The organism is Marinomonas ostreistagni (assembly GCF_016888445.1).
Taxonomy (GTDB): domain Bacteria; phylum Pseudomonadota; class Gammaproteobacteria; order Pseudomonadales; family Marinomonadaceae; genus Marinomonas; species Marinomonas ostreistagni.
Window position 1 is genome coordinate 658454 of sequence record NZ_JAFEKF010000002.1, and the last position, 22299, is coordinate 680752.

General features: G+C 49.6%; 21 protein-coding genes and 1 tRNA gene. 8 read left to right on the plus strand and 14 right to left on the minus strand.

Going from position 1 to position 22299, the window contains the following annotated elements:
• Positions 1-259 precede the first annotated feature (259 nt).
• Positions 260-508 (plus strand): accessory factor UbiK family protein, encoded by a 249-nt coding sequence (locus JQX58_RS08470; RefSeq protein WP_204146403.1) that lies wholly within the window; start codon positions 260-262, stop codon positions 506-508.
• Between the two features lie 5 nt (positions 509-513).
• Here the strand turns inward: JQX58_RS08470 and JQX58_RS08475 are convergent, their stop codons facing one another.
• Entirely contained in the window at positions 514-726 is a 213-nt protein-coding gene (locus JQX58_RS08475; protein WP_204146404.1) for a TIGR02450 family Trp-rich protein, read from the minus strand.
• A 70-nt stretch (positions 727-796) separates the two neighbouring features.
• On the opposite strand from JQX58_RS08475, the gene JQX58_RS08480 reads away from it, so the two are divergent.
• Complete coding sequence (locus tag JQX58_RS08480; RefSeq protein ID WP_204146405.1) at positions 797-2314, plus strand: YifB family Mg chelatase-like AAA ATPase; 1518 nt, start codon at positions 797-799, stop codon at positions 2312-2314.
• A 58-nt stretch (positions 2315-2372) separates the two neighbouring features.
• Here the strand turns inward: JQX58_RS08480 and JQX58_RS08485 are convergent, their stop codons facing one another.
• The 7 genes from JQX58_RS08485 to JQX58_RS08515 form a co-directional block, all read right to left on the minus strand.
• A complete protein-coding gene (locus JQX58_RS08485; protein ID WP_204146406.1) occupies positions 2373-4469 on the minus strand; it encodes a TonB-dependent siderophore receptor in 2097 nt (698 codons plus the stop codon).
• A 38-nt stretch (positions 4470-4507) separates the two neighbouring features.
• Positions 4508-5278, minus strand: coding sequence for a Fe(3+) dicitrate ABC transporter ATP-binding protein FecE (fecE, locus tag JQX58_RS08490; protein WP_204146407.1), 771 nt, complete (start codon positions 5276-5278; stop codon positions 4508-4510).
• Positions 5279-5280: 2 nt separating this feature from the next.
• Positions 5281-6240, minus strand: a complete 960-nt coding sequence (fecD, locus tag JQX58_RS08495) for a Fe(3+) dicitrate ABC transporter permease subunit FecD (protein WP_204146408.1) — start codon at positions 6238-6240, stop codon at positions 5281-5283.
• Complete coding sequence (locus JQX58_RS08500; protein ID WP_338040708.1) at positions 6237-7238, minus strand: iron chelate uptake ABC transporter family permease subunit; 1002 nt, start codon at positions 7236-7238, stop codon at positions 6237-6239. The genes fecD and JQX58_RS08500 overlap by 4 nt, the downstream gene beginning before the upstream one ends.
• 3 nt (positions 7239-7241) lie before the next feature.
• Positions 7242-8138, minus strand: a complete 897-nt coding sequence (locus JQX58_RS08505; protein WP_204146409.1) for a Fe(3+) dicitrate ABC transporter substrate-binding protein — start codon at positions 8136-8138, stop codon at positions 7242-7244.
• Positions 8139-8309: 171 nt separating this feature from the next.
• Positions 8310-9620: a sensor histidine kinase gene (locus JQX58_RS08510; RefSeq protein ID WP_204146410.1), complete on the minus strand. Its 1311-nt coding sequence runs from the start codon at positions 9618-9620 to the stop codon at positions 8310-8312.
• Positions 9620-10297 carry a response regulator transcription factor gene (locus tag JQX58_RS08515; RefSeq protein WP_204146411.1) on the minus strand — a complete coding sequence of 226 codons (678 nt, stop codon included), beginning with the start codon at positions 10295-10297 and terminating at the stop codon, positions 9620-9622. Before JQX58_RS08515 ends, JQX58_RS08510 begins: the two co-directional genes overlap by 1 nt.
• Positions 10298-10424: 127 nt before the next feature.
• Here JQX58_RS08515 and JQX58_RS08520 point away from each other — a divergent pair, with 127 nt between their 5' ends.
• The 3 genes from JQX58_RS08520 to rep all read left to right on the plus strand — a co-directional run bounded on the left by JQX58_RS08520 (position 10425) and on the right by rep (position 15032).
• Complete coding sequence (locus JQX58_RS08520; protein ID WP_204146412.1) at positions 10425-11474, plus strand: glycosyltransferase family 2 protein; 1050 nt, start codon at positions 10425-10427, stop codon at positions 11472-11474.
• Positions 11471-12913, plus strand: a complete 1443-nt coding sequence (locus JQX58_RS08525; protein WP_338040709.1) for an ArnT family glycosyltransferase — start codon at positions 11471-11473, stop codon at positions 12911-12913. The genes JQX58_RS08520 and JQX58_RS08525 overlap by 4 nt, the downstream gene beginning before the upstream one ends.
• A gap of 70 nt (positions 12914-12983) precedes the next feature.
• Complete coding sequence (gene rep, locus JQX58_RS08530; protein WP_204146413.1) at positions 12984-15032, plus strand: DNA helicase Rep; 2049 nt, start codon at positions 12984-12986, stop codon at positions 15030-15032.
• 64 nt (positions 15033-15096) lie between these two features.
• Here the strand turns inward: rep and JQX58_RS08535 are convergent, their stop codons facing one another.
• A complete protein-coding gene (locus JQX58_RS08535) occupies positions 15097-15546 on the minus strand; it encodes a c-type cytochrome (RefSeq protein WP_338040710.1) in 450 nt (149 codons plus the stop codon).
• 162 nt (positions 15547-15708) lie between these two features.
• Positions 15709-16929, minus strand: a complete 1221-nt coding sequence (locus tag JQX58_RS08540; protein ID WP_338040711.1) for a TIGR03862 family flavoprotein — start codon at positions 16927-16929, stop codon at positions 15709-15711.
• A gap of 246 nt (positions 16930-17175) precedes the next feature.
• On the opposite strand from JQX58_RS08540, the gene JQX58_RS15450 reads away from it, so the two are divergent.
• Positions 17176-18480 (plus strand): methyl-accepting chemotaxis protein, encoded by a 1305-nt coding sequence (locus JQX58_RS15450; RefSeq protein ID WP_204146414.1) that lies wholly within the window; start codon positions 17176-17178, stop codon positions 18478-18480.
• A gap of 11 nt (positions 18481-18491) precedes the next feature.
• Here the strand turns inward: JQX58_RS15450 and JQX58_RS08550 are convergent.
• The 4 genes from JQX58_RS08550 to flgA form a co-directional block, all read right to left on the minus strand.
• A tRNA-Arg gene (locus JQX58_RS08550) sits at positions 18492-18567 on the minus strand.
• A 93-nt stretch (positions 18568-18660) separates the two neighbouring features.
• Entirely contained in the window at positions 18661-19137 is a 477-nt protein-coding gene (locus tag JQX58_RS08555) for a flagella synthesis protein FlgN (RefSeq protein ID WP_204146415.1), read from the minus strand.
• A 16-nt stretch (positions 19138-19153) separates the two neighbouring features.
• Positions 19154-19471 (minus strand): flagellar biosynthesis anti-sigma factor FlgM, encoded by a 318-nt coding sequence (flgM, locus tag JQX58_RS08560; protein WP_204146416.1) that lies wholly within the window; start codon positions 19469-19471, stop codon positions 19154-19156.
• Between the two features lie 110 nt (positions 19472-19581).
• Entirely contained in the window at positions 19582-20274 is a 693-nt protein-coding gene (gene flgA / locus JQX58_RS08565; RefSeq protein WP_204146417.1) for a flagellar basal body P-ring formation chaperone FlgA, read from the minus strand.
• A 127-nt stretch (positions 20275-20401) separates the two neighbouring features.
• Here flgA and JQX58_RS08570 point away from each other — a divergent pair, with 127 nt between their 5' ends.
• Complete coding sequence (locus tag JQX58_RS08570) at positions 20402-21340, plus strand: chemotaxis protein CheV (RefSeq protein WP_204146418.1); 939 nt, start codon at positions 20402-20404, stop codon at positions 21338-21340.
• Between the two features lie 42 nt (positions 21341-21382).
• A complete protein-coding gene (locus JQX58_RS08575) occupies positions 21383-22216 on the plus strand; it encodes a CheR family methyltransferase (protein ID WP_204146419.1) in 834 nt (277 codons plus the stop codon).
• Positions 22217-22299: the final 83 nt, after the last annotated feature.

Below are 22299 nucleotides of genomic sequence, written 5' to 3' on the forward strand. Positions count from 1 at the left end.
TAATGGTGCGCTAAGTGAAAGTGCTGTGCGTTGAGACTGGTTGCGCAAGAAGCTGTTTGTTTTCTATACAGTTTTATTTATTAAGAGCGCCCTAAGTCGAAGCATCTGCTAGCAAATAAGGGGCTTTGGCGGTGCTGGGTGCGACCTTATTGCACACTGAGTAAGCATTAAAGGGATGCTGTGGATGCCGTAAAGTGTAAAGACATTCGCTGATAGCGCTTCTATAATGAGGCAAATTTTCTGGTAAAAAGAGGTCGCCATGATTGATCAATTTATTAAGCAGCTAGGTACGGGGCTGGAGCAAGCCGCGACGACGTTGGGCAAATTGCCTGCTGACGAGATTCAAGCGCAAGTGCAAATGGTCGCAAAAGACACCTTGACCAAAATGGATCTTGTCACCCGAGAAGAGTTTGAAGTGCAGGCCGCGATGTTGCAGAAGTACCGCGAGAAGTTAGTGCAATTGGAAGCGCGCCTCGCTGAGCTTGAGCAAAGCGACAGCGCCCAGTAAAAGACTTATTGCCAGCCCTGTAACCATTGTTGTTCGAGCAGGACTTGCCAAGGGTGTTGGTATTCGTTTTTACTGTATACCGCTTCTAGAATAATATCGGTCACGACGTCTTCTTCATCACGGATAAGGCGCGTGACGATAAAATGTTTCTCTTTGTTTTGTGGTACACGGGACGTCCACTTAGAGAGTAACAGCTTGTTGGGGTTAAGTTTTTTCATATCAGTCTCCTTTGAGACAGATACGCCCCAGCAATAAATTTGGATGAATTGGCTTAATCAAGGAGTGATTATGAGCCTAGCTACGATCTACAGTCGTGCCCGCGTGGGCGTGTCTGCCCCGCTGGTTACGGTGGAAATACACCTCTCCAACGGCCTGCCGTCGCTCAATATAGTCGGCTTACCTGAAGCCGCTGTAAGAGAAGCAAAAGATCGCGTACGCAGCGCGATCATCAACAGTAAGTTTGAGTTTCCTTTAAGACGCATCACCGTTAATTTAGCCCCCGCGGATTTGCCTAAAGAAGGCGGACGCTACGATTTAGCCATTGCCATCGGCATCCTTGTGGCCTCGGAGCAGCTCGGCGAGCAGCAACTGGGCGATATGGAGTTTGTCGGCGAGTTAGCGTTATCAGGCGAGCTACGTGCCATTCCGGGGGTATTGCCTTCAGCTATGGCCAGTAAAAGCGCCGCTCGCACCATGATTTGCCCCTATGATAATCGCAATGAAGCCGGCTTAGTGGATCATGAGATCTATCACGCACGGCATTTAACCCAAGTCACCGCGCACATCATCAAGCAGCAAGCCTTGCCTCGCTGTGCCGTCGAGCCAGATTTCTCTGGCACCTTTGATCACCATAAAGACATGCAGGATGTGAAAGGCCAATATCAAGCACGGCGTGCCTTGGAAGTGGCTGCAGCGGGATCCCACAATCTACTGTTTATCGGTCCGCCAGGTACTGGCAAGACCATGTTGGCCTCGCGCTTACCGGGTATTATGCCGAAAATGACCGAAGATGAAGCCTTAGAAGTGGCGGCGGTACAATCCGTTTCGGGGCGTAAAATGGGGGTCGACTGGCATTGGTCAGAGCGTCCCTTTCGCAGTCCGCATCATTCCAGCTCGGCCGCGGCATTGGTCGGTGGTGGCTCCATCCCCAAACCTGGGGAAGCGTCGCTGAGTCACCGTGGCGTGCTGTTTCTCGATGAGTTACCCGAGTTTGATCGCAAGGTGCTAGAGGTGCTGCGTGAACCATTAGAAAATGGCGAAGTGCATCTTTCTCGTGCACGCGGGCAGGTCTCTTATCCAGCGCGCTTCATGTTAGTAGCAGCAATGAATGCTAGCAATGAAGCCTACAGTGGCGAGCAGGACTACTACCAATCCAGTGCCAGTCAAAAGTATTTGCGTAAGCTCTCGGCACCGTTTTTAGATCGCATTGATTTGCATGTAGAAGTGCCACCGCTGCCTACTGATGTGCTGGTCAATCAGACCGAGCTTGGTGAAAGTAGCGCGGCGGTGCGCCAGCGCGTGGAAGCGGCCGTGGCGCGTCAGCGTGCCCGTCAAGGCGTGTTAAATGGCCAACTCAATGGCCGAGATTTAGAGCGAACCTGTGCCTTAAGCGATGCCGATAAGCAATTTATGCAGCAGGCATTGGAGCGTCTAAAACTCTCCGCGCGCGCCTACCATCGGGTACTGCGCGTGGCGCTGACACTGGCCGACCTTGAAGGCAAGGAAGTGGAGCGTAAACACCTGATGGAATCACTTAGTTATCGCAAAATGGAGAAAACCCTCGCCGCCGTGGTCGGCGGTGGCTAAGCACTTAGCTTGCAAAGTGCGTGGCGGGCGCCACACACTTTATGGTGCAAGTTAGAATTTAAAAATCGTACTGAGCGCTTAGGTAGATACGACGGCGCTCGCCTAGGTTGGAGCCGATATTACGGTTAAAGCCAGAGGTGGCGTAGACTTCGTCGGTTAGGTTTTTGATCGTAGCTTGTAAAGTCCAAGCGTCGATCTGAGTCTGCCAAGTGGCATCGTAGACCGTGTAAGGTTTGACCTTTTGGTGATCACGGTTGTATTGCTGGCTAACGTGCTCGGCACCGATGGAAACAGCAGAGGAAAGGCTTGGCAAGTCGTAGCGTGTCCAAAGTCCTAATTGGTGCAGTGGCGAGTTTGAGAAACGATCCGAGTCGCCAGCACCGAAGCGAATGCCATCATCGTTAGCCTGTTTGACGATGGTGTCATTGTAAGCATAGCTTAGGTTAGCGACCCAACGATCGGTAATGTCTGCTAGTACATCAATCTCCGCGCCCTGGCTACGAACCTTGCCAAGTGCGATTTTGCGATCACTGTCATTCGGGTCTTCTTGCAGAATGTTTTCGCGCTCGATGTGATAGACCGCAAGGTTCACATTGAGGCGTTTATCCAACCAATAAGTACGCACGCCCGCTTCCATTTGTCGGCTTTGCTCAGGGTCAAACGGGCCGCCGACCGAGTCTTGTTGATCCCCTGCGCTCTGGGGCTGATAGCCGGTTGAGTACGAGGTGTAAGGCTTTACATTATCCGACCATGCGTAGGTTGCGCCGACACGGGTGTCGATGCCTTGGTCGGAATAGGTCGCATCGTTGCTGCGATCACGATGATCGGTGAAGTCTTCTTCAAAGTGGTTTAAGCGTACGCCCGCCACCAAATCCAAGCGCTCGGTCGCAGCCCATTGATCTTGTAACAGTAGCCCCATTTGCTGAGATACGGTTTGGTTATCTTGGTTGAGCGTTAAATTGTAGCGACTGATGTCTGCGTCATAGGTCGGGTTGTTAAGACTTAGCGGATCAGTGTTGTTAGCACGATAATATAGGTAGTCGTAAGTGTTGCGGGTGTAATCCGCGCCGACTAATACGGTGTGATCATTCACATCAAACACGAGGTTACTAGACAGGCTGATGCCTTCATTGCTGCGCAGTTGGTCACGATATTGGCGGCGCACAGCATCATTGATACCATCGTTGTCAGTATCGGTTAAGCCGCGTGACTCATGATAGTTTTGTATCTCTTCCCCTTTAAAGTAACGCAGTCCAAGGTCCCATGACACGGTGGCGTTAATGTATTGTTCAAGTTTGGCTTGGAAGGTCTCTGCGTCTAATGCTTGTTGGTCGCCAGGCTCGTTGGCATTCCAGCTATCGTCTGCTAAGAAGTTACCATCGTCATCGGTTGGGATACCACGTAGGCGAGCGCCATCTAAGGTTTGTTCGATATTGGTATATTGCAGGGTCAGTGTCGTATCGTCATTAATGTCCCAAGCATAACCTAGGTCGATGTTTTGGTTATCTTGATCGACATTGTTACGGTAGGAGTCACTTTTATCTTGGTATAAAGACAGGCGGTAGCGTTGGCTGGCGTCTTGGTTGATTGGTCCTGAGCTAGACAGTTGCTCAGAATGATAACCCTTGTTACCTGCGCCAAGCTTAATGAAGTTCTCTGGCTCGTAGGTGGGCTTTTTCGAGACATAGTTGATCACGCCGCCCGGTTCACCTGCGCCATAAAGTGCACCAGCAGGGCCTTTGATCGCCTGTACTTCTTGTATGTTCACAAGCTGTGGTACGGTGAAAAATTCCTTATAAGGGTTGCCGCGCATGCCATCGTAGAGTTGCTCGTCTTGATGAAAGCCACGGAAGGTGACGGTCGATACGTTATCCTGTGAAACACCCGAAATAGAGCGATAAAGGTCAGTCACTTGATGCGCGGCTTGGTCTTCAATCAAAGTCTCGGTCAGTACTTGCACGGATTGCGCGGTTTTATCGATGTCTGTTTCTGTTCTACTGCCAATGCTGGCCGATTCTTCCTTGTAATGGGATAAGGCACGTCCTGTGACAAGCAAGGTGTCCAACTGCTCGCTTGAGGTAGTCGTGGTATCCGTCGCCGCCATCAATGGCAGTGACAGTAGCAGTAAGCTTGAGGAAATCATCGGGTATTTCATACAAGGATCTTTTGTTAATAAGTTAGCGGGATATAAAGTTAATCTTCCACCACACACATAGGCGTGCCTGCGACTGGGTCACGGTGGATTTGGGCGTTAAGTGAAAAGACTTCTTTGAGCATGGCTGAGGTTAAAACCTCATCTGGCGAGCCTTGGTGCTTCAACTCACCTTCTTTCATCACGACTAAATGGTCGCAATAGCGTGCCGCTTGATTGATATCGTGCAGCACGGTAATGATGGTTTTGCCTTGTTTATTCAGGCGTTGCAGCTGATGCATTAGCTCTACTTGGTGATTGATGTCCATGTACGTAGTAGGCTCGTCCAGCAATAAGTAGGGCGTGTCTTGCGCCAATACCATGGCCAGCCAAACACGTTGGCGCTGGCCGCCTGACAGCTCACTGACGAGCTTGTCTTTTAGCTCATAAGTGCCTGTCTGCTGCATCATCTGCTCAACGATTTGGTGATCTTGCTGACTTAATTTGCCCCAAAAACCGGTGTAAGGGCTGCGCCCATAAGCCACTAGATCTTGGACCTTGATGCCTTCTGGGATGGGCTGTGTTTGTGGCAACAGCGCTAGCTCTTTGGAGAGCTGTTTAGACGGGTAGGCATGAAGGTTCTGACCTTGCCAGCGAGCTTCTCCCGACATGGCCGGTAAAATACGCGCAAAGCATTTCAGTAGGGTCGATTTACCACAGCCGTTGGGGCCTAAAAGCGCAATAAAGCGCCCGTCTGGCAAGGTTAAATCCATGTCTTTGACGATCGCTTGACCATGGTAGCCAACACTTAATTGATGAGCGCTTAACGACATAGTTACTTCATCCTCAACAGGAGCCAAAGAAAATAGGGCGCGCCAATAATGGCGGTTAAGATACCGGCAGGCAGCTCAATCGGGGGATCGATCGTGCGTGCGGCCAGATCGGCAGCGAGTAGTAAACAGGCGCCAGTCAGCATGGTGGCGGGCAACAGCGCTTGATGGCGTCCGCCGACTAATTTACGTGTCAGATGTGGTGCGACCAAACCTAAAAAGCCTATCGGACCACAGATCGAGACACAGGCTGCGGTCAAAGCCACCGCGATGGCTAGGCTGACTAAACGTAGCACCTGTGGTGACACCCCAAGGCTGGTAGCGGAATCATCGCCAAGGTCTAAAAGGTTTAAGTATTTGCTTAAACCTAATGCCACAGGCACCAGCAAAAACCATGGCAGCAGCGCTTGCAGTTGAGTCCAGCCGCGCCCCCACAAGCTACCGGTTAGCCACAAAAGGGCGTTATTGATTTCGAGCGGTTTGGTCAGCATCAAAAAGTCGATGCAGCTGGCCCAAAACGCCGCCAAAGCCACACCAGTGATCGCAAGCTTAATGGCGCTGCTTTGCGCGCCGCATAGCCACCAGAGAATCAAAGCTGCTACAAGACCGCCCGCAAGCGCCACTTCAGGCAGCCAGTCAGTCGATGCGCCAGCAAAGTAGGTCATATAAAACACGGCGGCGAGGCCCGCTCCATGGCTGACGCCTAACACATCAGGGGACGCTAGTGGGTTGCGGATCACACCTTGTACCAATGCCCCAGAGAGTGCCAAGCCCGCGCCCACTAAAATAGCGAGAAAAATGCGCGGTAAGCGGTATTCGTAAACGGTAAAGTGTTGCTCTGAGCCGACCGACAAGCCTTGCCAGACTTGCTCAAGTGACAAAGACACGGCGCCAAAGACGAGGTTGGCGATGCTCAAAATCAGCAGTAGCGCTAGCCCGAGCGGGAAAAAACGAGAAGCGTTCATAGAGTGCGTTTTCTCACCAAGTAGATAAAGAAGGGCGCGCCGATCAGCGCAAGGATGGCACCTGCTGGGGTTTCCATCGGATAAGTAATGGCGCGGCTTAAGGTATCGGCCAAGGTCACGAGCCCCGCCCCTAGCAGCATCGCTACAGGCAAAAACAAGCGGAAGTCTTGTCCCATTAATAAGCGCGCTATGTGCGGTACGATTAAGCCAACAAAACCGATGCTGCCGACGGTGCTGATGGTAGCACCGACTAAGATCAGTACTAAAAGGCTGCCCAAAAGCTTGCTGCGCAGCAGGTTAATACCAAGGTTACGGGCATTATCTTCGCCCAGTTGTAATAGATTGAGGGCAGGCGTAAGCAGCAGTGCACCGATTAAACCCACCAAGGCTACGGGCCAAAATGTCGACCAGCTTTGCCAGCGAGCGTCCGCAAGACTGCCAGCGAGCCATGTCATTACACCTGCGGCTTGGTCTTCTTCCATTATCACTACCGCTTTGGTTAACGCGGCGCATAAGGCCGAAATCGCCACGCCGGCCAACACCAAACGCCCTTGATCATTGCCGCCCATGCGCCAAGCGCTGCCCAGCAACATCACCAATAGCCAAGCCAAACCACCACCGAGCATGGCAGCGATCGAGGTACTGAAGGCACCGTAAAAGGCGGGTAGCGTAGAAACCAACGCCATGCCCAACGCAGCACCTGCGTTGACACCTAAAACAGAAGGCGCCGCTAATGGGTTGCGCGTCAGACCTTGCATAATAGTGCCCGCAGCCGCTAACGCGGCACCGACCAATAGTGCCGTCAGTAATCGCGGTAGGCGCAAGTCGATGACAATGCGTTGGGCGATGACTTGGCTATCAAAGGCCGTAACAGCATGCCAAACGTCGAGACCTGTGACTGGCACCACCGACCAGGCAAATAAGTTCCACCAGCTGAGCAGCACTAGTCCCATGCACAAGAGAATGCCTAGGCTGAGTGATTTGATCGGTGTGTTCACAGGTTATTGCTCAGTGAAAATGTTCACTAAATCTTGTGCCATATGCTCAGCCGCCATGACACCACGACAGCGGGCCCAGATATTTGGGTTAACACTGTAAATATGCTCGTTTGAGGCCGCTTGCAACACGCTCCACAAGGGCTCACTTTGCCACTTTTCGATGATGCTCGGCTGAGTGTAATGGCCAACGATCAGGTATTCAGGGTTCACCGCGAGCAGCTGTTCTAGGCTAGTTTGACGCGAGGCGGTGTCATCGCGCTCGGTTTTTGGCATCTGTAAGCCCAAGCGAGAAATTACGCCGCCCGCGTAAGAATCATCTGTATGCAGAAATAGATCATCCGCGCGTGCAACAGCAAATTGTACGAGGGCGTTGTTTGGTAGTTTGCTGGCAAAGTCCGACATGATGGTTTCATGTTGGGCAAGGCGAGCTTGCATCTCGCTTTCTTTGCCCACCGCTTTACCAATGATAGCAGCGGCTTTGAGATTGTCCTCATAGGTTTCACGACGAGACGGCAAGATCAGCGTTGGCGCGATTTTCTTAAGGTCATCGTACACCGCTTCATGGCGTGAGATATCGGCAATGATCAAGTCTGGCTTGAGCGAGGCAATCACCTCTAGGCTCGGCTGCGAGCGCGTGCCGACGGATTGCCAATCCCCAATAATATCTCGAACTTCTGGCAACACGCGGCTTTTGTCTTTGTCATCAGCAATGCCAATAGGCTTTACGCCAACAGACGCAAGTGCATCCGCAAAGGAGAATTCTAACACCACAATACGCTGTGGTGTCTCCTCGATAGTAAAGGTGCCTTTGCTGTCTTGCACGGTGACCGCGTAACTCGAAGTTGCCAACAACACGCCGATCAGCAGGATGCCAACGCGCTTTAAACCAGATAGAAGCATGTAACACTCACTCGGTGATTGAATTTCGCAATGATGATAATGTTTCTCAAATGCGTTTAAAAGCAACCGACGGTGTTCTTAACTTACAAATGCTACCTAGTTCTATTTTTAGCGTGTGGCACAATATTTCTGGCTCTTTGATCGCCAGTTACTGGAGCAAAAAGCCTTTGCCTAAGGAATAGTCGGTAAAGCAGCTGTTTCAACGTCTGGCGCTAACGGCTCATCACGTAGGTCGAGGGTGGCAAGGCAGCCACCTTGGGCTTTGTTGACCAAGGTATAGCGCCAGCCATAACGTTGACAGATGTCTTGTACAATCAGTAAACCCAGACCATGGCCCTGACTTTCTTGGTTGGGGTCATAGCCTTGTCCTTGATCACTGACACTGATGCAGTGCTCCTGCAAACGCACCTCTATAATGCCTGACTCCGACGCTGCAATACTGTTGCGTAATAGGTTGCCAAGGGCCATGTCGATCACCGCGGGTGTCGCATGAGTGCGAGGCGTGCCCTGACATACGAAAGTCAATTGCAGTTGTTTTGCCTCAGCTTGCGCTTGATGCTTATCTATTAGGCTGCGCACTTCCTCGAAGCTCAGGGTTCGGCAGGGCGTGTTATTGTGGCTTTTTTCATAGCGCACCAACCCCAATAGTGCATCGACCATGGTCAACATGTGTTCGGTGGCGTGGCGCATACGCTCAACTTGGCGCATGGCAAAAGGGGAGTTATCGGTCTTAGCTAATAAGTTACAGGAGCCTTTCATAACTGTCAGTGGCGTGCGTAATTCATGACTGGCGTAACGGGCGAAGGCTTGTTCACGTTTCATCAAAGCATCCATATCGCTGCGGTATTGGTTGAGCGTGTTGGTGAGCGTTTGAAACTCTTGAGCGGCGTCTTGAGGGACGTTAAACACGCGGTTAGTATCCCCTTGGTGATCGCTTAATTGGGCACACAAATAGTTAATGGGTTGAATGAGGCTCTTCGACAGTCGCGTTAAAATCGCTGTAAAGCAGCCGATTAACAGCACTACTAAGGTAACGATAATGGCCATGACATTCATGTATTCTTGTAAGCTGATTTCGATGGCATCAATCTTGGAGACCAATGCCATTTGCCGTGTTTCACCGCGTTTGGTATAGGTCGTCATGTACAACATGCGTGAGTCGCTGCCTTGTCCTACTTCCCCGATAAACTCCTCTTGACCAGCCAAATAATCACGGATCTGTTTGGGCGCGTGTTGCAGACCATTGTAGGCAATTGTCAAAGGGTCCAGCTGCACTGACTTGATGTTGGGATAGGCCAAAAAGTACTGAATGGCCTGCTGCTTGTCGATCATAATACGGCGTTCGCCCACACGATCTTCTGACCATGCCAATACGACACTGATCAAAATAAGACAAAACAGGCCCACGGTGATGGCCACACTGATAAAAAATAAGGCTAGCCGACCAGTCATGCTGTCGGCATTGCGAAATAAGGCAGGCATTACTCGGCGCTCTCTAAATAGAACCCTATTTTGGGTTGCGTTTTTAGTATCTGAGTTTCAAAGGGTTTATCCAGCTGGCTTCTTAGCTGATAAATATGGCTGCGTAACACATCGTTATTGGGTGTTTCATCGCCCCACAGCTGATAGGCAATCTCTTCTTTAAGCACCAAGTTGGGCGCTTGGCTCACCAGCATCTTGAGAATGGTATAAGTGGACGGTGTTAACGCCAGTAACTTGCCTTGACGATACGCTTTACCGCTTTTGGTCTGGATAGTGATATCGCCAAATTGCAAGGTACTGCTCGCCACTTGACCGCTACCGCGGCGTATTAAGGCTTGCATACGCGCATAGAGAATATCTAAATCAAAAGGTTTAGTGAGATAGTCATCAGCGCCTATAGTCAGCCCGCTTAGCTCATCTTGGCGACTGTCCAGAGCGGTTAGCATCAGAATCGGTGTGCTATTACCGGCTTCGCGTAAACGCTGACAGACACTTAAGCCATCTAGCCGTGGCAACATAAGGTCCAATACGATGATGTCGAAACTGTTTTCGAGCGCTAACTTTAACCCTAATTCGCCGTTGTCCGCGTAGTCGAGCTCGATGTTTTGGCACTCAAAAAAGTCGCCCAACATGCCTGCGATTTCGCGATTATCTTCAATTAGTAGAGCTCTGTGCATAGGTGATTCGCCAAGTTAATAGTCAGGTTATTATCGCTCATGAACGTGAAAAAAACGTCAATGACAAGTTGTTCACAGTCACTCTATTAGGATGAAGACATTGTTGAATTACGTATAGGGTACGTATATGTCTTCTTTATTTAATACTGCCAAACATAGCACTGAACGCCGCTTAATACCTATCAAAGCTCGCACCGTGCAACCGGTTTTGTCTGTGGTGGTGCCATTTTTTAATGAGCAGGCGGTGCTGCCTGAATTTCATCGCCGCTTAACTCGTGTGCTCGATGCCTTGCCGGATCTGTGTGAAATTATATACGTGGACGATGGCAGCAGTGACCAAGGTTTATTAGTGGTACAACACTTTCCGACCTCAAGTAGCTATGTGCGCTGTGTGGCTTTAAGTCGCAATTTTGGCAAAGAAGCGGCGATGAGTGCTGGTCTGGAACAGGCGCGTGGTGAGGCGGTGATTTTGATTGATGCGGATTTGCAAGATCCACCTGAGTGCATTCCACAAATGCTTGAGGTGTGGCGCAGCGGTGTCGATGTGGTCAATATGAAACGCTCAAAACGTCATGGTGAAAGTTGGTTTAAGCGTCAATCGGCGGCGCTGTTTTATAAGCTGCTAAATCGTTTGGCGGCGCAAAATATTCCTGAAAACGTGGGTGACTTTCGACTGCTAAGTGCCCGTGTGGTGCAGCATATTAATGCTTTGCCAGAGCGTAATCGTTATATGAAGGGGCTGTTGGGGTGGCCTGGGTTTACTCAGCAAACACTGCTGTTTGAGCGCGATGCACGTTTTTGTGGGGAAAGTAAATGGAACTATCTCAAGTTACTCGGATTGGCGATGGATGGCTTTACCTCCTTTTCGATCCGTCCTTTGCGTTTAGCAACCTTGGCGGGCGCCTTAACGGGCGCTTTGGCGTTGTTGTTTGGCGCATTTATCGTGGTGAAAACGCTGGTGTTAGGCGAGCCTGTGTCGGGCTATCCGACCATGATGGTGGCGATGCTCGGACTGGCTGGGGTACAGCTGTTGGCGATCGGCTTACTGGGAGAATACATCGGCCGAATTTTTGTTGAAGTAAAAGGACGCCCGCTGTACTTGGTTCGCAGTCAGATCGAAATCGCCCCAGCGTCGTCTGTTAAGAACCAGCCTGCGTCGTTGGAGGTGGTATCGTGAAGACCTTAAGCAACAAACAGTTGTGGATGCTATTGGCCATTGCCCTCATATTGCGATTGATTTCACTTGCTACCTACCCATTGATGGATACCACGGAAGCACGCTATGGCGAAATGGCACGCTTGATGGTCGAAACCGGTAACTGGCTCACGCCTCAGTTTGATTACGGTGTGCCTTTTTGGGGGAAACCACCGCTGTTTACTTGGATGAGTGCATACGGCATCGAGCTGTTTGGCTTAAGTGAGTTTGCGGTGCGCGCGCCACACTGGTTGGCGGGGGTGGCTACGATAGGGTTGATGTCCTTTATGGCCCATCGCTTAGGTTACAGCGCTTTGGTGACAGCGGTTGTTTTGGCGACCTGCGGAATCTTCTCGATTGCCTCGGGTGCTGTGATGACGGATATGGCACTGACGTTAGCGATGACCATGGCGATGCTGGGGTTTTACTTAGCTTGGCGTGAGCAAGGCACGCAGCAGCGGCTGTGGGGGTACGTTGGCTTTGTTGGGCTGGCGATTGGTCTACTGGCAAAAGGGCCGATTGTATTGGTATTAGTGGGACTGACAGTGATGCCTTGGTTAATGTTGCAACATGGCCCAGTGGGCGCGTTTAAAGTGCTTTGGCAACGCTTCCCACTGCTGTCAGGTACGGCACTGATGCTCGCTATTGCCTTGCCTTGGTATGTGTTGGCAGAACGTGCTACGCCAGGCTTTTTGGATTATTTTTTGGTCGGTGAGCACTTCAAGCGTTTTGTCGTGAGCGGTTGGGATGGTGACTTATATGGCACCGCCCATGATCGTCCGCGCGGTATGATCTGGTGGTATTGGTTACAAGCAGCTTTTCCTTGGTCGTTGGTGTTGCCGGTTTTGCTTTGGTTGCGTCGGGCTAAAGTTAAACAAGCGCAGCAGGATAATGGCTTGTTTAGTTTCTTATTACTGTGGATGCTTTCGCCGATGGTGTTGTTTACCATGGCCGGCAATATTTTACCTGCCTATGTATTGCCTGGTGTGCCAGCGCTGGCATTGCTGGTGGCGCTGCTGTACGACAAATACGATGCCAAATGGTTTTCGGGAGTGGCGCTGGTGTTGCCGATCTTGCTGATGATTATGATGCTGGTATTGAATATGGGCAAGGCTGACAGCCGTAGTGATCGCATTGTATTCGAGCATGTCCAAGAGGATATTCCGGCGTATTATGTCGCACATCGTCCCTTCTCAGGGCAGTTTTACAGCCAAGGCCACGCCAAGCTGTTAACCGATGAGGTGCCATTGGAGGCGCTGGATAACTACTATCTTATTGGCAAAAGTGACCGCTTACGTGAGCTGGTGCAACAGCAAGCCCTAAGCTGCACACAGGTGTTTATCGCACCCTCAGGGCGACAATTGCTGAGCTGTCACGGTGCCAACGCTAGTGTGGCTTGGTACCACAATTTTAACCACTAGACTCTGTGCGCGAAGCCTACCGACTGGTGTAGAATAGGGGGATTCCAATCATTTTTGTGGTGAGTCCTCTATGAGCCAGTCGGTCCCTTCTATTGCCCAGCGTATGCGCACCCTGAACGAGCGTCAGCTCGAAGCGGTGAAGCAAATCGATGGGCCGCTCTTGGTATTGGCCGGCGCGGGCTCCGGTAAAACCAGCGTGATCACCACCAAGATTGCTTACTTGATTCAAACCTGCGGCTTCAAGGCCAATAATATTGTCGCGGTGACCTTCACCAATAAGGCGGCTCGAGAAATGAAAGAGCGTGTGGTGAGTATGCTGTCCAAGGAAGAGAGTCGCGGCCTGAGCATTTCTACGTTCCATACCTTGGGGCTAAACATTCTGCGCAAAGAATACCGTAAGGTAGGCTTGAAGCAGGGCTTTACCTTGTTTGATGCCCAAGATGCGCTGGCCTTGGTGAAGGACATTCTGGATAAAGAGTTCGGCGGCCAGTTAGATGCGGCCGGATTTTGTCAGCACACCATTTCCAATTGGAAAAACGATCTCGTGCCCCCCAACGAAGCGTTGACGCAAGCGGACACCGAAGAGCTGCAATTGGCGGCGCAAGTGTACGGTCAGTATCAGCGCTATATTCGTGCTTACAATGCTGTCGACTTTGATGACCTAATTTTGTTGCCCGTTAGCTTGCTGATTTCTGATCAAGCACTGAAAGAGAAGTGGCAGCGCAAAGTGCGCTACCTATTGGTAGATGAGTGCCAAGACACCAACGCCAGCCAGTATGAGTTGATTCGCCTGCTAGCCGGGGATCGCAAATGCTTCACCTTGGTAGGAGATGATGACCAATCCATCTATGCTTGGCGTGGCGCGCGCCCAGAAAACTTGGAGCGCTTATCGACCGATTATCCGAATTTAAAACTGGTGAAGCTGGAGCAAAACTATCGCTCCACGCGTACCATTCTTAAGGCCGCCAACACGCTGATCGCTAATAACCCACACGTCTACGATAAGGCTTTGTGGTCTGATCTGGGGATCGGTGATCCGATCCGAGTAATGGTAACGCGCAACGAAGACGCTGAAGCGGAGCGGGTGGCGGCGGAGATTCAATCGCGGCATTTGCGTCATAATATTCCGTATCAAGATTTTGCGATCTTGTACCGTGGTAATCACCAAGCACGATTGCTAGAGATCAAGCTGCAAGCGTATCGCATACCCTACAAAATGAACGGTGGCTCATCGTTTTTCTCCCGTGCCGAAATCAAAGACTTGATGGGCTATCTGCGCCTACTGGTAAACCCTGGGGACGATAATGCCTTTTTACGTGTGATCAATTTACCGCGGCGCGAGATTGGCCCTGCCACGCTTGAGAAAGTCGGTAATCTGGCCAACGAACAACACATCAGCTTATTTGAAGCGGCTGGCGATAAAGCGCTTGATGAAACTGTCAGTCCTAAATCCCTACGCCGGGTGCGTGAGTTTGAGGCGTGGATCACCAGCTTGCGTGAACGTTTGCATAAAAGCTCGCCGATCCCTGTGATTGAGCAAATGATTCATGACATGGATTATTTTGGCTGGCTACAAGAGCAAGCGAGCTCGCCTAAAGCCGCCGAAAAGCGTATTGATAACGTTCGATTTTTGCTAGATTCGATTCAGCGCATGATGGAATCTGCTTGGGAAGAAGACGAAGACGCAGGGCTCGATCATGCCATTTCTAAGTTATTGCTGATCGACATGCTTGAGCGTCAAGAGGAAGAAGAAGACGAGGACAAAGTTCAGCTACTCACGCTGCACGCGTCTAAAGGTTTGGAATACCCGCATGTGTTTTTGATTGGTTGTGAAGAAGAATTATTGCCTCACCGTAATAGCATCGAAAATGACGACATTGAAGAGGAGCGTCGCTTGGCGTATGTGGGCATCACGCGGGCTAAGCGCACACTCTGCATTACCATGGCGGCCAAACGACGCCAATATGGTGAGGAAATCGATTGTCTGCCGAGTCGCTTTTTAGATGAACTGCCAGAAGAAGATTTGGTCTGGGAAGGGCGCGGTGATGAGAGTGAGCAGCAGAAAAAAGAGCAGGGCAAAGCCTCTTTATCGGCGCTTAAAGCAATGCTCAATTCTTAATAAATAAGTGACATAAAAAAGGCGGCTTAACCAGTGTTAAGCCGCCTTTTTATTGAGCGAAAGCTTATTTTGTGCTGTCGACCATGTATTCAATGGCATTGCTGATTTCATCATCGCTACAGTTGGCACAGGTGCCGCGCGGTGGCATAGCGTTGATGCCGTTAATAGCATTGCTCAGCATGGTATCAAAGCCTTTTTCGATACGCGGAGCCCAATCGCCAGCGTTAGCAAACTTCGGCGCATTGGCAACACCGATAGCATGACAAGCGGTACAGAATTGATTGTAGATAGCTTCACCTGTGCGTGGGCCATCATTGGCTGCCACGGCGGTCGAGGTTGCCACTTCACACTCTTCTCCAGCGACACACACATCACCCACAGGAGCAATACGCGCGGCGATTTCTTCTGGGCTTTGCCCGTAAGCACTTGCCGTTGAGCTTAAAAAAGCAGCAAAGCCTGCAAGGCTTACCAGTGCCAGCAACTTGCGGCTAAAAAATTTGGTCAGCGAACTCACTATGATTTTCCTCGATCCAAAGTAGGCCAGTTGAATAAAACGATGAGCGCAGTATAACCACAGGCCAAAAGTGCTGAAACCGAATTAGCACGAAATTTGGACAAACCCCGCTCTAAGTCAAAAAATCGCGCCTTTTCAGCGTCCAAATGAGAATCAGGTTGCTTATTGATGCGCAAGATACGTGCTAACCCCTAAGCCCGCTTTACGCCCTGTGGCAAAACAAGCCGTGAGCAGATAGCCGCCGGTAGGGGCTTCCCAATCGAGCATTTCACCGGCGCAAAAGACGCCCGGTAAACGTTTTAGCATGTAGTCTTGCGTCACGCTTTGTTGGCACACGCCACCTGCGGTCGAGATCACTTCCTCCACCGGCTTGGTTTTATAAAAGTAAACTGGAATCGCCTGTAAACACTTAGCGAGTTTTTGCGGCGTATCGAAGTCGTCTTTCTGGAACGCTTCAAACAGCAAGGCCGCTTTGACGCTGTCGAGCTTTAAGGTGCGTTTTAGGTATTTACTCATCGACTCTTTGGCTTTGGTGTTGGCCAGTTTTTCGGCCACTTGGGCTTCACTAAGATCTGGGAGCAAATTGATGGTTAAGCGGGCTTGGCCAGCATGGTTAATGGCATCGCGCAGGTGTTTTGAAAAGGCGTAAATCAGGCTGCCTTCCATGCCATCTTGGGTGACAATACCTTCGCCTTTGCGGGTGATGATTTCACCTGCCAAGGTTTTGACAGAAAAGGCCACACTTTTTAAGGGCGCGCCAGCGTAGTTGGCTTGTAAGTGCTCACTCCAGTGGCTGTAAAAACCACAGTTAGTGCTTTCAAGCGGGGCAACTTGGATACCTTGGCGTGACAAGAAACCGACCCATTTGCCATCTGAGCCAAGTTTGGGCCAGCTCGCGCCCCCCATGGCCAGTAAGATGGCATCAGCACTTTTGTGCTTATCTAGGCCTTCGTAGTTAAAGGTCGCGGTTAGGCCTTCTAGCCCAATCAGCTTATGGCGCATATGAAAGACCACGCCCAGCTCTTTTAAACGTTTGAGCCAGTTACGCAGTAACGGTGCGGCTTTCATCTTTTCCGGAAATACGCGTCCAGAGGAGCCGACAAACGTATCGATTCCAAGGTCATGAATCCATTGGCGCAGAGCTTGGTTATCAAACGCTTTAATAGCCGGTGTTAACCACTCGGCTTTATCGTAATAGCGCGACATAAAAGGCTCAAACGCCTCTGAATGGGTGATGTTCATACCGCCGATGCCGGCGAGGAGGAACTTACGACAGGCACTTGGCATGGCATCGTAAATATGTACTTGATGGCCGGCAGTTTGAATCACTTCTGCTGCCATGAGCCCAGCGGGCCCCGCTCCGACGATGATGACTTGTTTCACGCAGTTATTTCCAAGTTATAGCAACAAAGCGCGGCATGATAACGGATTTTTGCATGACTGCCATCCGTCACGTCGTTAACAGGTCCAATAAGGGCGCTTGGCATAGGCGTTGCTTGATACATATTTGTATTAGATTGAAACCAATTGATGTAATCAATTACCAAATATAACAGTTATTGCATAGGCTTAAGATCATAATATCCAGAAGTAAGTTATTAGAATGGCCATAAGTCACAGAGGTGGTATATGTTCGGTTTTAAACGTAATGAGCAAGAAGCAAATAATCAGCGTGATATAGAAGCAGCCACGTTGAAACGACAAAAGGATGAGTTGAACGCTATTCGAGCTCATACTGCCTTTATTACTTTTCAGCCGGATGGCGTTATTCTGGATGCGAACCAGCTGTTTTTAGCGGCCGTGGGTTATAGCAAAGAAGAAGTGGTGGGCAAACATCACAAAATCTTCTGTGATCCTGAGTATGTGAACAGCCAAGCGTATCGCCAATTTTGGTCAGACCTTGGCAATGGTAAGTCGTTTGGGGGCACATTTGAGCGCTTCAAGAAAAACGGCGATCAATTGTATTTATCCGCCAACTATTTTCCGGTCAAAGATGAACAAGGCCGCGTGATTGAAATCATTAAGATCTGTAGTGATGTCACCCAAACACAGACTGAATTAAATTCGCAAAATGCAATCTTAGAGGCACTCGATCGCTCGCAAGCAGTGATCGAATTTGAGCCTGATGGCACCATTCTTAAAGCTAATGAAAACTTTTTAGCAGTCATGGGCTATTCCGCTAAGGAGATCGTGGGTCAGCATCACAAGATGTTTTGTGAAGATGACTTCTACCAAAAACATCCAGATTTTTGGTCACGTCTTGCCAATGGACAATTGTATTCTGGTCGCTTTAAACGGGTGGATAAGCAAGGCAATATTATTTGGTTGGAGGCGACTTATAATCCGATCCTTAATGATGATGGCAAAGTCTATAAAGTCATTAAATTTGCGTCGGACATTTCTGAACGCGTCAACATTACTTTGACAGCAGTCGACATGGCGGCGGCGACATCTGAAGAAACCAATCAAATAACGGGCAACGCAGTGACGGTCCTTCGAGAAGCTGTACGCACTTCACAGGATATTTCTGTGCAGGTCAACAAGGCTTCTACGGTAGGCGAACAGCTGATGGAGCAGTTTAAGAGTATTTCTGGCATGGTGGGGACGATTCAATCGATCGCCGACCAGACTAACTTATTGGCTCTGAATGCGGCGATCGAGGCAGCTCGGGCTGGGGATGCGGGGCGTGGTTTCTCCGTGGTCGCAGACGAAGTACGCAAGCTTGCCAGCAACACCTCGGAAGCTACCGAAGAAATCGCCAAAGTGGTCAACTTTAACCATGAGTTGATTAAGCAAATCGATACGGCATTAACGTCTGTTTCAGGCATTGCTATGCACGGTGAGGGCAGTATTACCGAGGTGTCGCAAGGGCTTGAAGAAGTTAAAAGTGGCGTAGAGCAGTTTGTGCAGATGGTAGAAAATCTACGTCCATAAAGTGAGTCGCGTGGCGTCTCCACCAGGACTCGAACCTGGAATAGCCGCTTAGGAGGCGGCAGGTATATCCCGTTTACCTATGGAGACGACGCCCACGCAGTATAACAATTTGTATCTTGTATACCAACTCGCGGGAGCTCCAGCTCACTGTTTTAATTAGGATTTATTAAGAAAGGTAAGTTAAGCGCGGCCTAAAGTGTGCTTGCTGCTCACGGGGCGTGTGCCACCGGAAGAAGTGTAAACTTTGTTTTTACGGCTGTGGCCCTGCAACATTTCAAACATAGCTTTGTTGCGTTTACGTAAGGTGGCCAGGATGTGAGCATTGGTCTCATTCGCTTGTTTACATTGATCTAAAAGATCATTGCAATCACGTACGAGATCTTTGACATCGTCCATGTTGGTTTGCTGACTTAGCCATTCAGTAAAGGCGGCTTCTGAGGGAGCTTTGGCATCCAGTACGCCAAACTTCACTAACATCAAATTACGTTTGCGGTTGGCATTGTCGATACCATCGAGTAAACGTTTCTTTTCGTCGGTGAGTTGCTGGATATGTTCAGGCGTTGCTGTGGCGAGTGCCGTGCGCTCTTGCTGCAGCACCTCAAGCAATTGCTCAAGGTGTTGTTTGATTTGAGTGATAAGGGGGGCAAGCGGGATCATGGTTTACATCCAGCGATTAGCTGAATAGCTCATCCATTTGCAGCATGCTGCTGGCAAGCTTTTCAGAGTCGATCTTGTAATCGCCTGACGCAATCGCCAATTTGATTTGCTCTACTTTATCCATATCGATGGCTGCCTCTTCACTGTTGCTGCCTTTAGCTTGCAGTGATTGTGCGACGTTACTCAGTTGAACTGTGTCTTCTGACATCAGCTCTTTGCTGTTTACGCTGGTGTTATTAGTAGCTTGCGTTGAGTTGGCGTCATCCTTTTGGATACGCTCGTTCTTTTGAGTTGGGCTTGGCTGTACGCCAACGCCTGAAATGTTAATTGCCATGTTGCTTGCCTCCAGAATTTATTCCGCTAACTCAGTTATCGGTCACGCGCCCCACAACTTTAGAAAAAGTTTTGAGATATTTTTAAACTGAAGATAGCAAGTCGATATGACTAGTAGTTTACTAAAACCTCACCGCTACTGACAACTTTTCCGTACACAATTCGACCAGAACTGACGTTTTCAACGCGTATCTGTTGACCTTTGACACCATCTTCTAAAGCGACACCGTTCATACGCACGACAATACTATTACTTTGTGCGGTGATCAGTACTCGGGCGCCTTTTTTAACCAAGTTGGGTTGCTCGGTTTGGCCATCAGTAATGAAGTCATTGATGCGTATATTGCGACTGGCAAGCAGGCCGTAGGGTGGGTTTTGCTCGGTGTACAGATGGCCTCTTAAAGTGGCTAGGTCCACTTCTCCAATATCGGTGTTTTGGCGCGAAATAACATCACCACGGGAAATCGGCGCAGCGGCTTTGATGCCGGTAATGAAAATATTTTGTCGCACTGGCACATAGGATTTCCAGAAGGGCGTTTCACAAGCGATGGCATACGTCGTACGTGACATGGATTCAGGGCGCTGATTCTCGATGGTGAAGTATTGGTTGTCACAATCCGGTAAGTACTCCAGTGCTACCCTGTTCTGTATTTCTATTTCGATCCTGGCATTAGGATAAGTGGTTTGTAAGCGTTTTGTTTCATGGTTTTCAATAAAATCGTTAATTTGAGTTTCTATTTGTGACGCACTACTCCCACTAGCGAGAAAAAAGAGTAATATGGTCAGAAGCTTGACGTGACCCATCGGTTATCTCCAGGGATGTCGACTAGGGTTAGTAAATTACGCAAAATCACTCTATCATTTGATGAGAGGTTTTCATAACAATAGGGAAATTTCCCTATTTGAGCGCATATATTTTTAGGAGGCTTTTATGGCCGGAGTACTCGAGAGCGTAAACCAACGAACACAGCTCGTCGGAGAAAATCGTCTTGAGCTTTTGCTTTTCCGACTTAATGGCAAGCAGATATACGGTATTAACGTATTTAAAGTAAAGGAAGTACTGCAATGTCCCAAGTTGACCAGCATGCCACACAGTAGTTCTGTGGTGCGTGGGGTCGCTCATATTCGTGGAGGCACTATTCCAATTTTGGATCTGGGTCTAGCCACTGGGGCAAGCCCAATCGAAAACATTGAACATTGCTTTGTCATCATCACCGAGTACAACCGTCGTATCCAAGGGTTCTTGGTGCGGGGTGTGGAACGCATTGTGAATATGAATTGGAGCGATATTCAGCCGCCTCCTAAAGGTCTTTCTAACGACAATTACCTCACCGCAGTCTGTCAGGTTGACAAAGAAATGGTGGAGATTATTGACGTTGAGCAAATCTTGTCTGAAGTAGCCCCTACGCGTCAAAACATCTCTGATGGTATCGTTACGGAAGATGTGCAGCGTAATGCTAAGCAGCATCATATTTTGATTGTTGATGACTCGTCGGTTGCGCGTAAACAGATCAAGCGCTGTATGGAAGATGTCGGCTTTGCCACCACGGTTTTGTGTGACGGTAAAGAAGCGTTGACTTATTTGCAGAACTTGGTCGCCGAAAACGTAGATGTGACCGAACATTTCTCGATGGTGATTTCGGATATCGAGATGCCGGAGATGGATGGTTACACGCTCACCACGGCGATCCGTAACGACAGTCGTTTACAAGACCTGTTTATTCTATTGCATACCTCTTTAAGTGGTGTCTTCAACGAGGCCATGGTTAAGAAAGTTGGTGCGGATGGCTTCTTGGCCAAGTTCCAACCTGATGAATTGGCCCGTATCGCGATTGAAACGGTTGCTGCGCAAGAGGCAGCTGAAGCCTAGTGAGTATTTTTTGTCGGCATTATGGCGGCCTAAGGAGCATCAATGCTAAGTAGTTCTAATGCGATTACCCCAGCGGGATATGAGCGTTTTCGCAAGTACCTTCAAAAAGAGAGTGGTATATCGCTTAGTGATAACAAACAGTATTTGGTGGCCAGTCGCCTAGGCAAAATCTTGGAGCGTGAAAACTATACCAAGCTTGAGTCTCTAGTCGATGCACTTGAACGAGGTGGACGCTCTTCGAAGTTGCGCGAAGAAATCATCAACGCGATGACGACGAACGAGACGCTTTGGTTCCGCGATGCCCACCCGTTTAAAATTCTAAAAGAAGTGGTGCTGCCGCAGTGCGACAAACGACCGTTGCGTATTTGGTCAGCAGCGTCGTCCACCGGCCAAGAGCCATACTCTATTAGTATGGTGATTGATGAGTTCAAGCAAGCGCGTCCGGGTGTTTTAAAGCCGGGTGAGAAAATCATTGCTACCGACATTTGTACCAACATCCTTAAGCACGCCAAGCAAGCTGAATACGACAGTTTGGCGATTGCTCGTGGTTTGAGCCCAGAAAATCAAAAACGTTACTTTGACAAGGTGACCGATGCGGTTTGGAAGGTTAAGCCAAATGTGTCGGCGCGAGTGGAGTTCAAACATTTGAACTTGATTGACTCGTTTAGTTCGCTGGGTAAGTTTGATGTGATTTTTTGCCGTAACGTGCTGATTTACTTCACGGCCGAAACCAAGCTCGACATTTTGACACGCATGCATGCCTCACTTAATCCTGGCGGTTACTTATTCTTAGGTGGCTCAGAAGCCTTGAGCGGTCTGTCTTCTTTGTTTGAGATTGTTCAGTGTCACCCAGGCATTGTTTACCGCGCTAAATAAATCAGTTTCCCCCTCTGTTTATAAAAACGGCAACCCCTTAAAAGGTTGCCGTTTTTTGTTTGCCGCCTCTTGCCGATCTCATT

Coding starts and splice junctions, on each gene's coding strand:
- JQX58_RS08470 (WP_204146403.1), top strand. CDS start 260: ATGATTGATCAATTTATTAAGCAGCTAGGTACGGGGCTGGAGCAAGCC.
- JQX58_RS08475 (WP_204146404.1), bottom strand. CDS start 726: ATGAAAAAACTTAACCCCAACAAGCTGTTACTCTCTAAGTGGACGTCC.
- JQX58_RS08480 (WP_204146405.1), top strand. CDS start 797: ATGAGCCTAGCTACGATCTACAGTCGTGCCCGCGTGGGCGTGTCTGCC.
- JQX58_RS08485 (WP_204146406.1), bottom strand. CDS start 4,469: ATGAAATACCCGATGATTTCCTCAAGCTTACTGCTACTGTCACTGCCA.
- fecE (WP_204146407.1), bottom strand. CDS start 5,278: ATGTCGTTAAGCGCTCATCAATTAAGTGTTGGCTACCATGGTCAAGCG.
- fecD (WP_204146408.1), bottom strand. CDS start 6,240: ATGAACGCTTCTCGTTTTTTCCCGCTCGGGCTAGCGCTACTGCTGATT.
- JQX58_RS08505 (WP_204146409.1), bottom strand. CDS start 8,138: ATGCTTCTATCTGGTTTAAAGCGCGTTGGCATCCTGCTGATCGGCGTG.
- JQX58_RS08510 (WP_204146410.1), bottom strand. CDS start 9,620: ATGCCTGCCTTATTTCGCAATGCCGACAGCATGACTGGTCGGCTAGCC.
- JQX58_RS08515 (WP_204146411.1), bottom strand. CDS start 10,297: ATGCACAGAGCTCTACTAATTGAAGATAATCGCGAAATCGCAGGCATG.
- JQX58_RS08520 (WP_204146412.1), top strand. CDS start 10,425: ATGTCTTCTTTATTTAATACTGCCAAACATAGCACTGAACGCCGCTTA.
- rep (WP_204146413.1), top strand. CDS start 12,984: ATGAGCCAGTCGGTCCCTTCTATTGCCCAGCGTATGCGCACCCTGAAC.
- JQX58_RS15450 (WP_204146414.1), top strand. CDS start 17,176: ATGTTCGGTTTTAAACGTAATGAGCAAGAAGCAAATAATCAGCGTGAT.
- JQX58_RS08555 (WP_204146415.1), bottom strand. CDS start 19,137: ATGATCCCGCTTGCCCCCCTTATCACTCAAATCAAACAACACCTTGAG.
- flgM (WP_204146416.1), bottom strand. CDS start 19,471: ATGGCAATTAACATTTCAGGCGTTGGCGTACAGCCAAGCCCAACTCAA.
- flgA (WP_204146417.1), bottom strand. CDS start 20,274: ATGGGTCACGTCAAGCTTCTGACCATATTACTCTTTTTTCTCGCTAGT.
- JQX58_RS08570 (WP_204146418.1), top strand. CDS start 20,402: ATGGCCGGAGTACTCGAGAGCGTAAACCAACGAACACAGCTCGTCGGA.
- JQX58_RS08575 (WP_204146419.1), top strand. CDS start 21,383: ATGCTAAGTAGTTCTAATGCGATTACCCCAGCGGGATATGAGCGTTTT.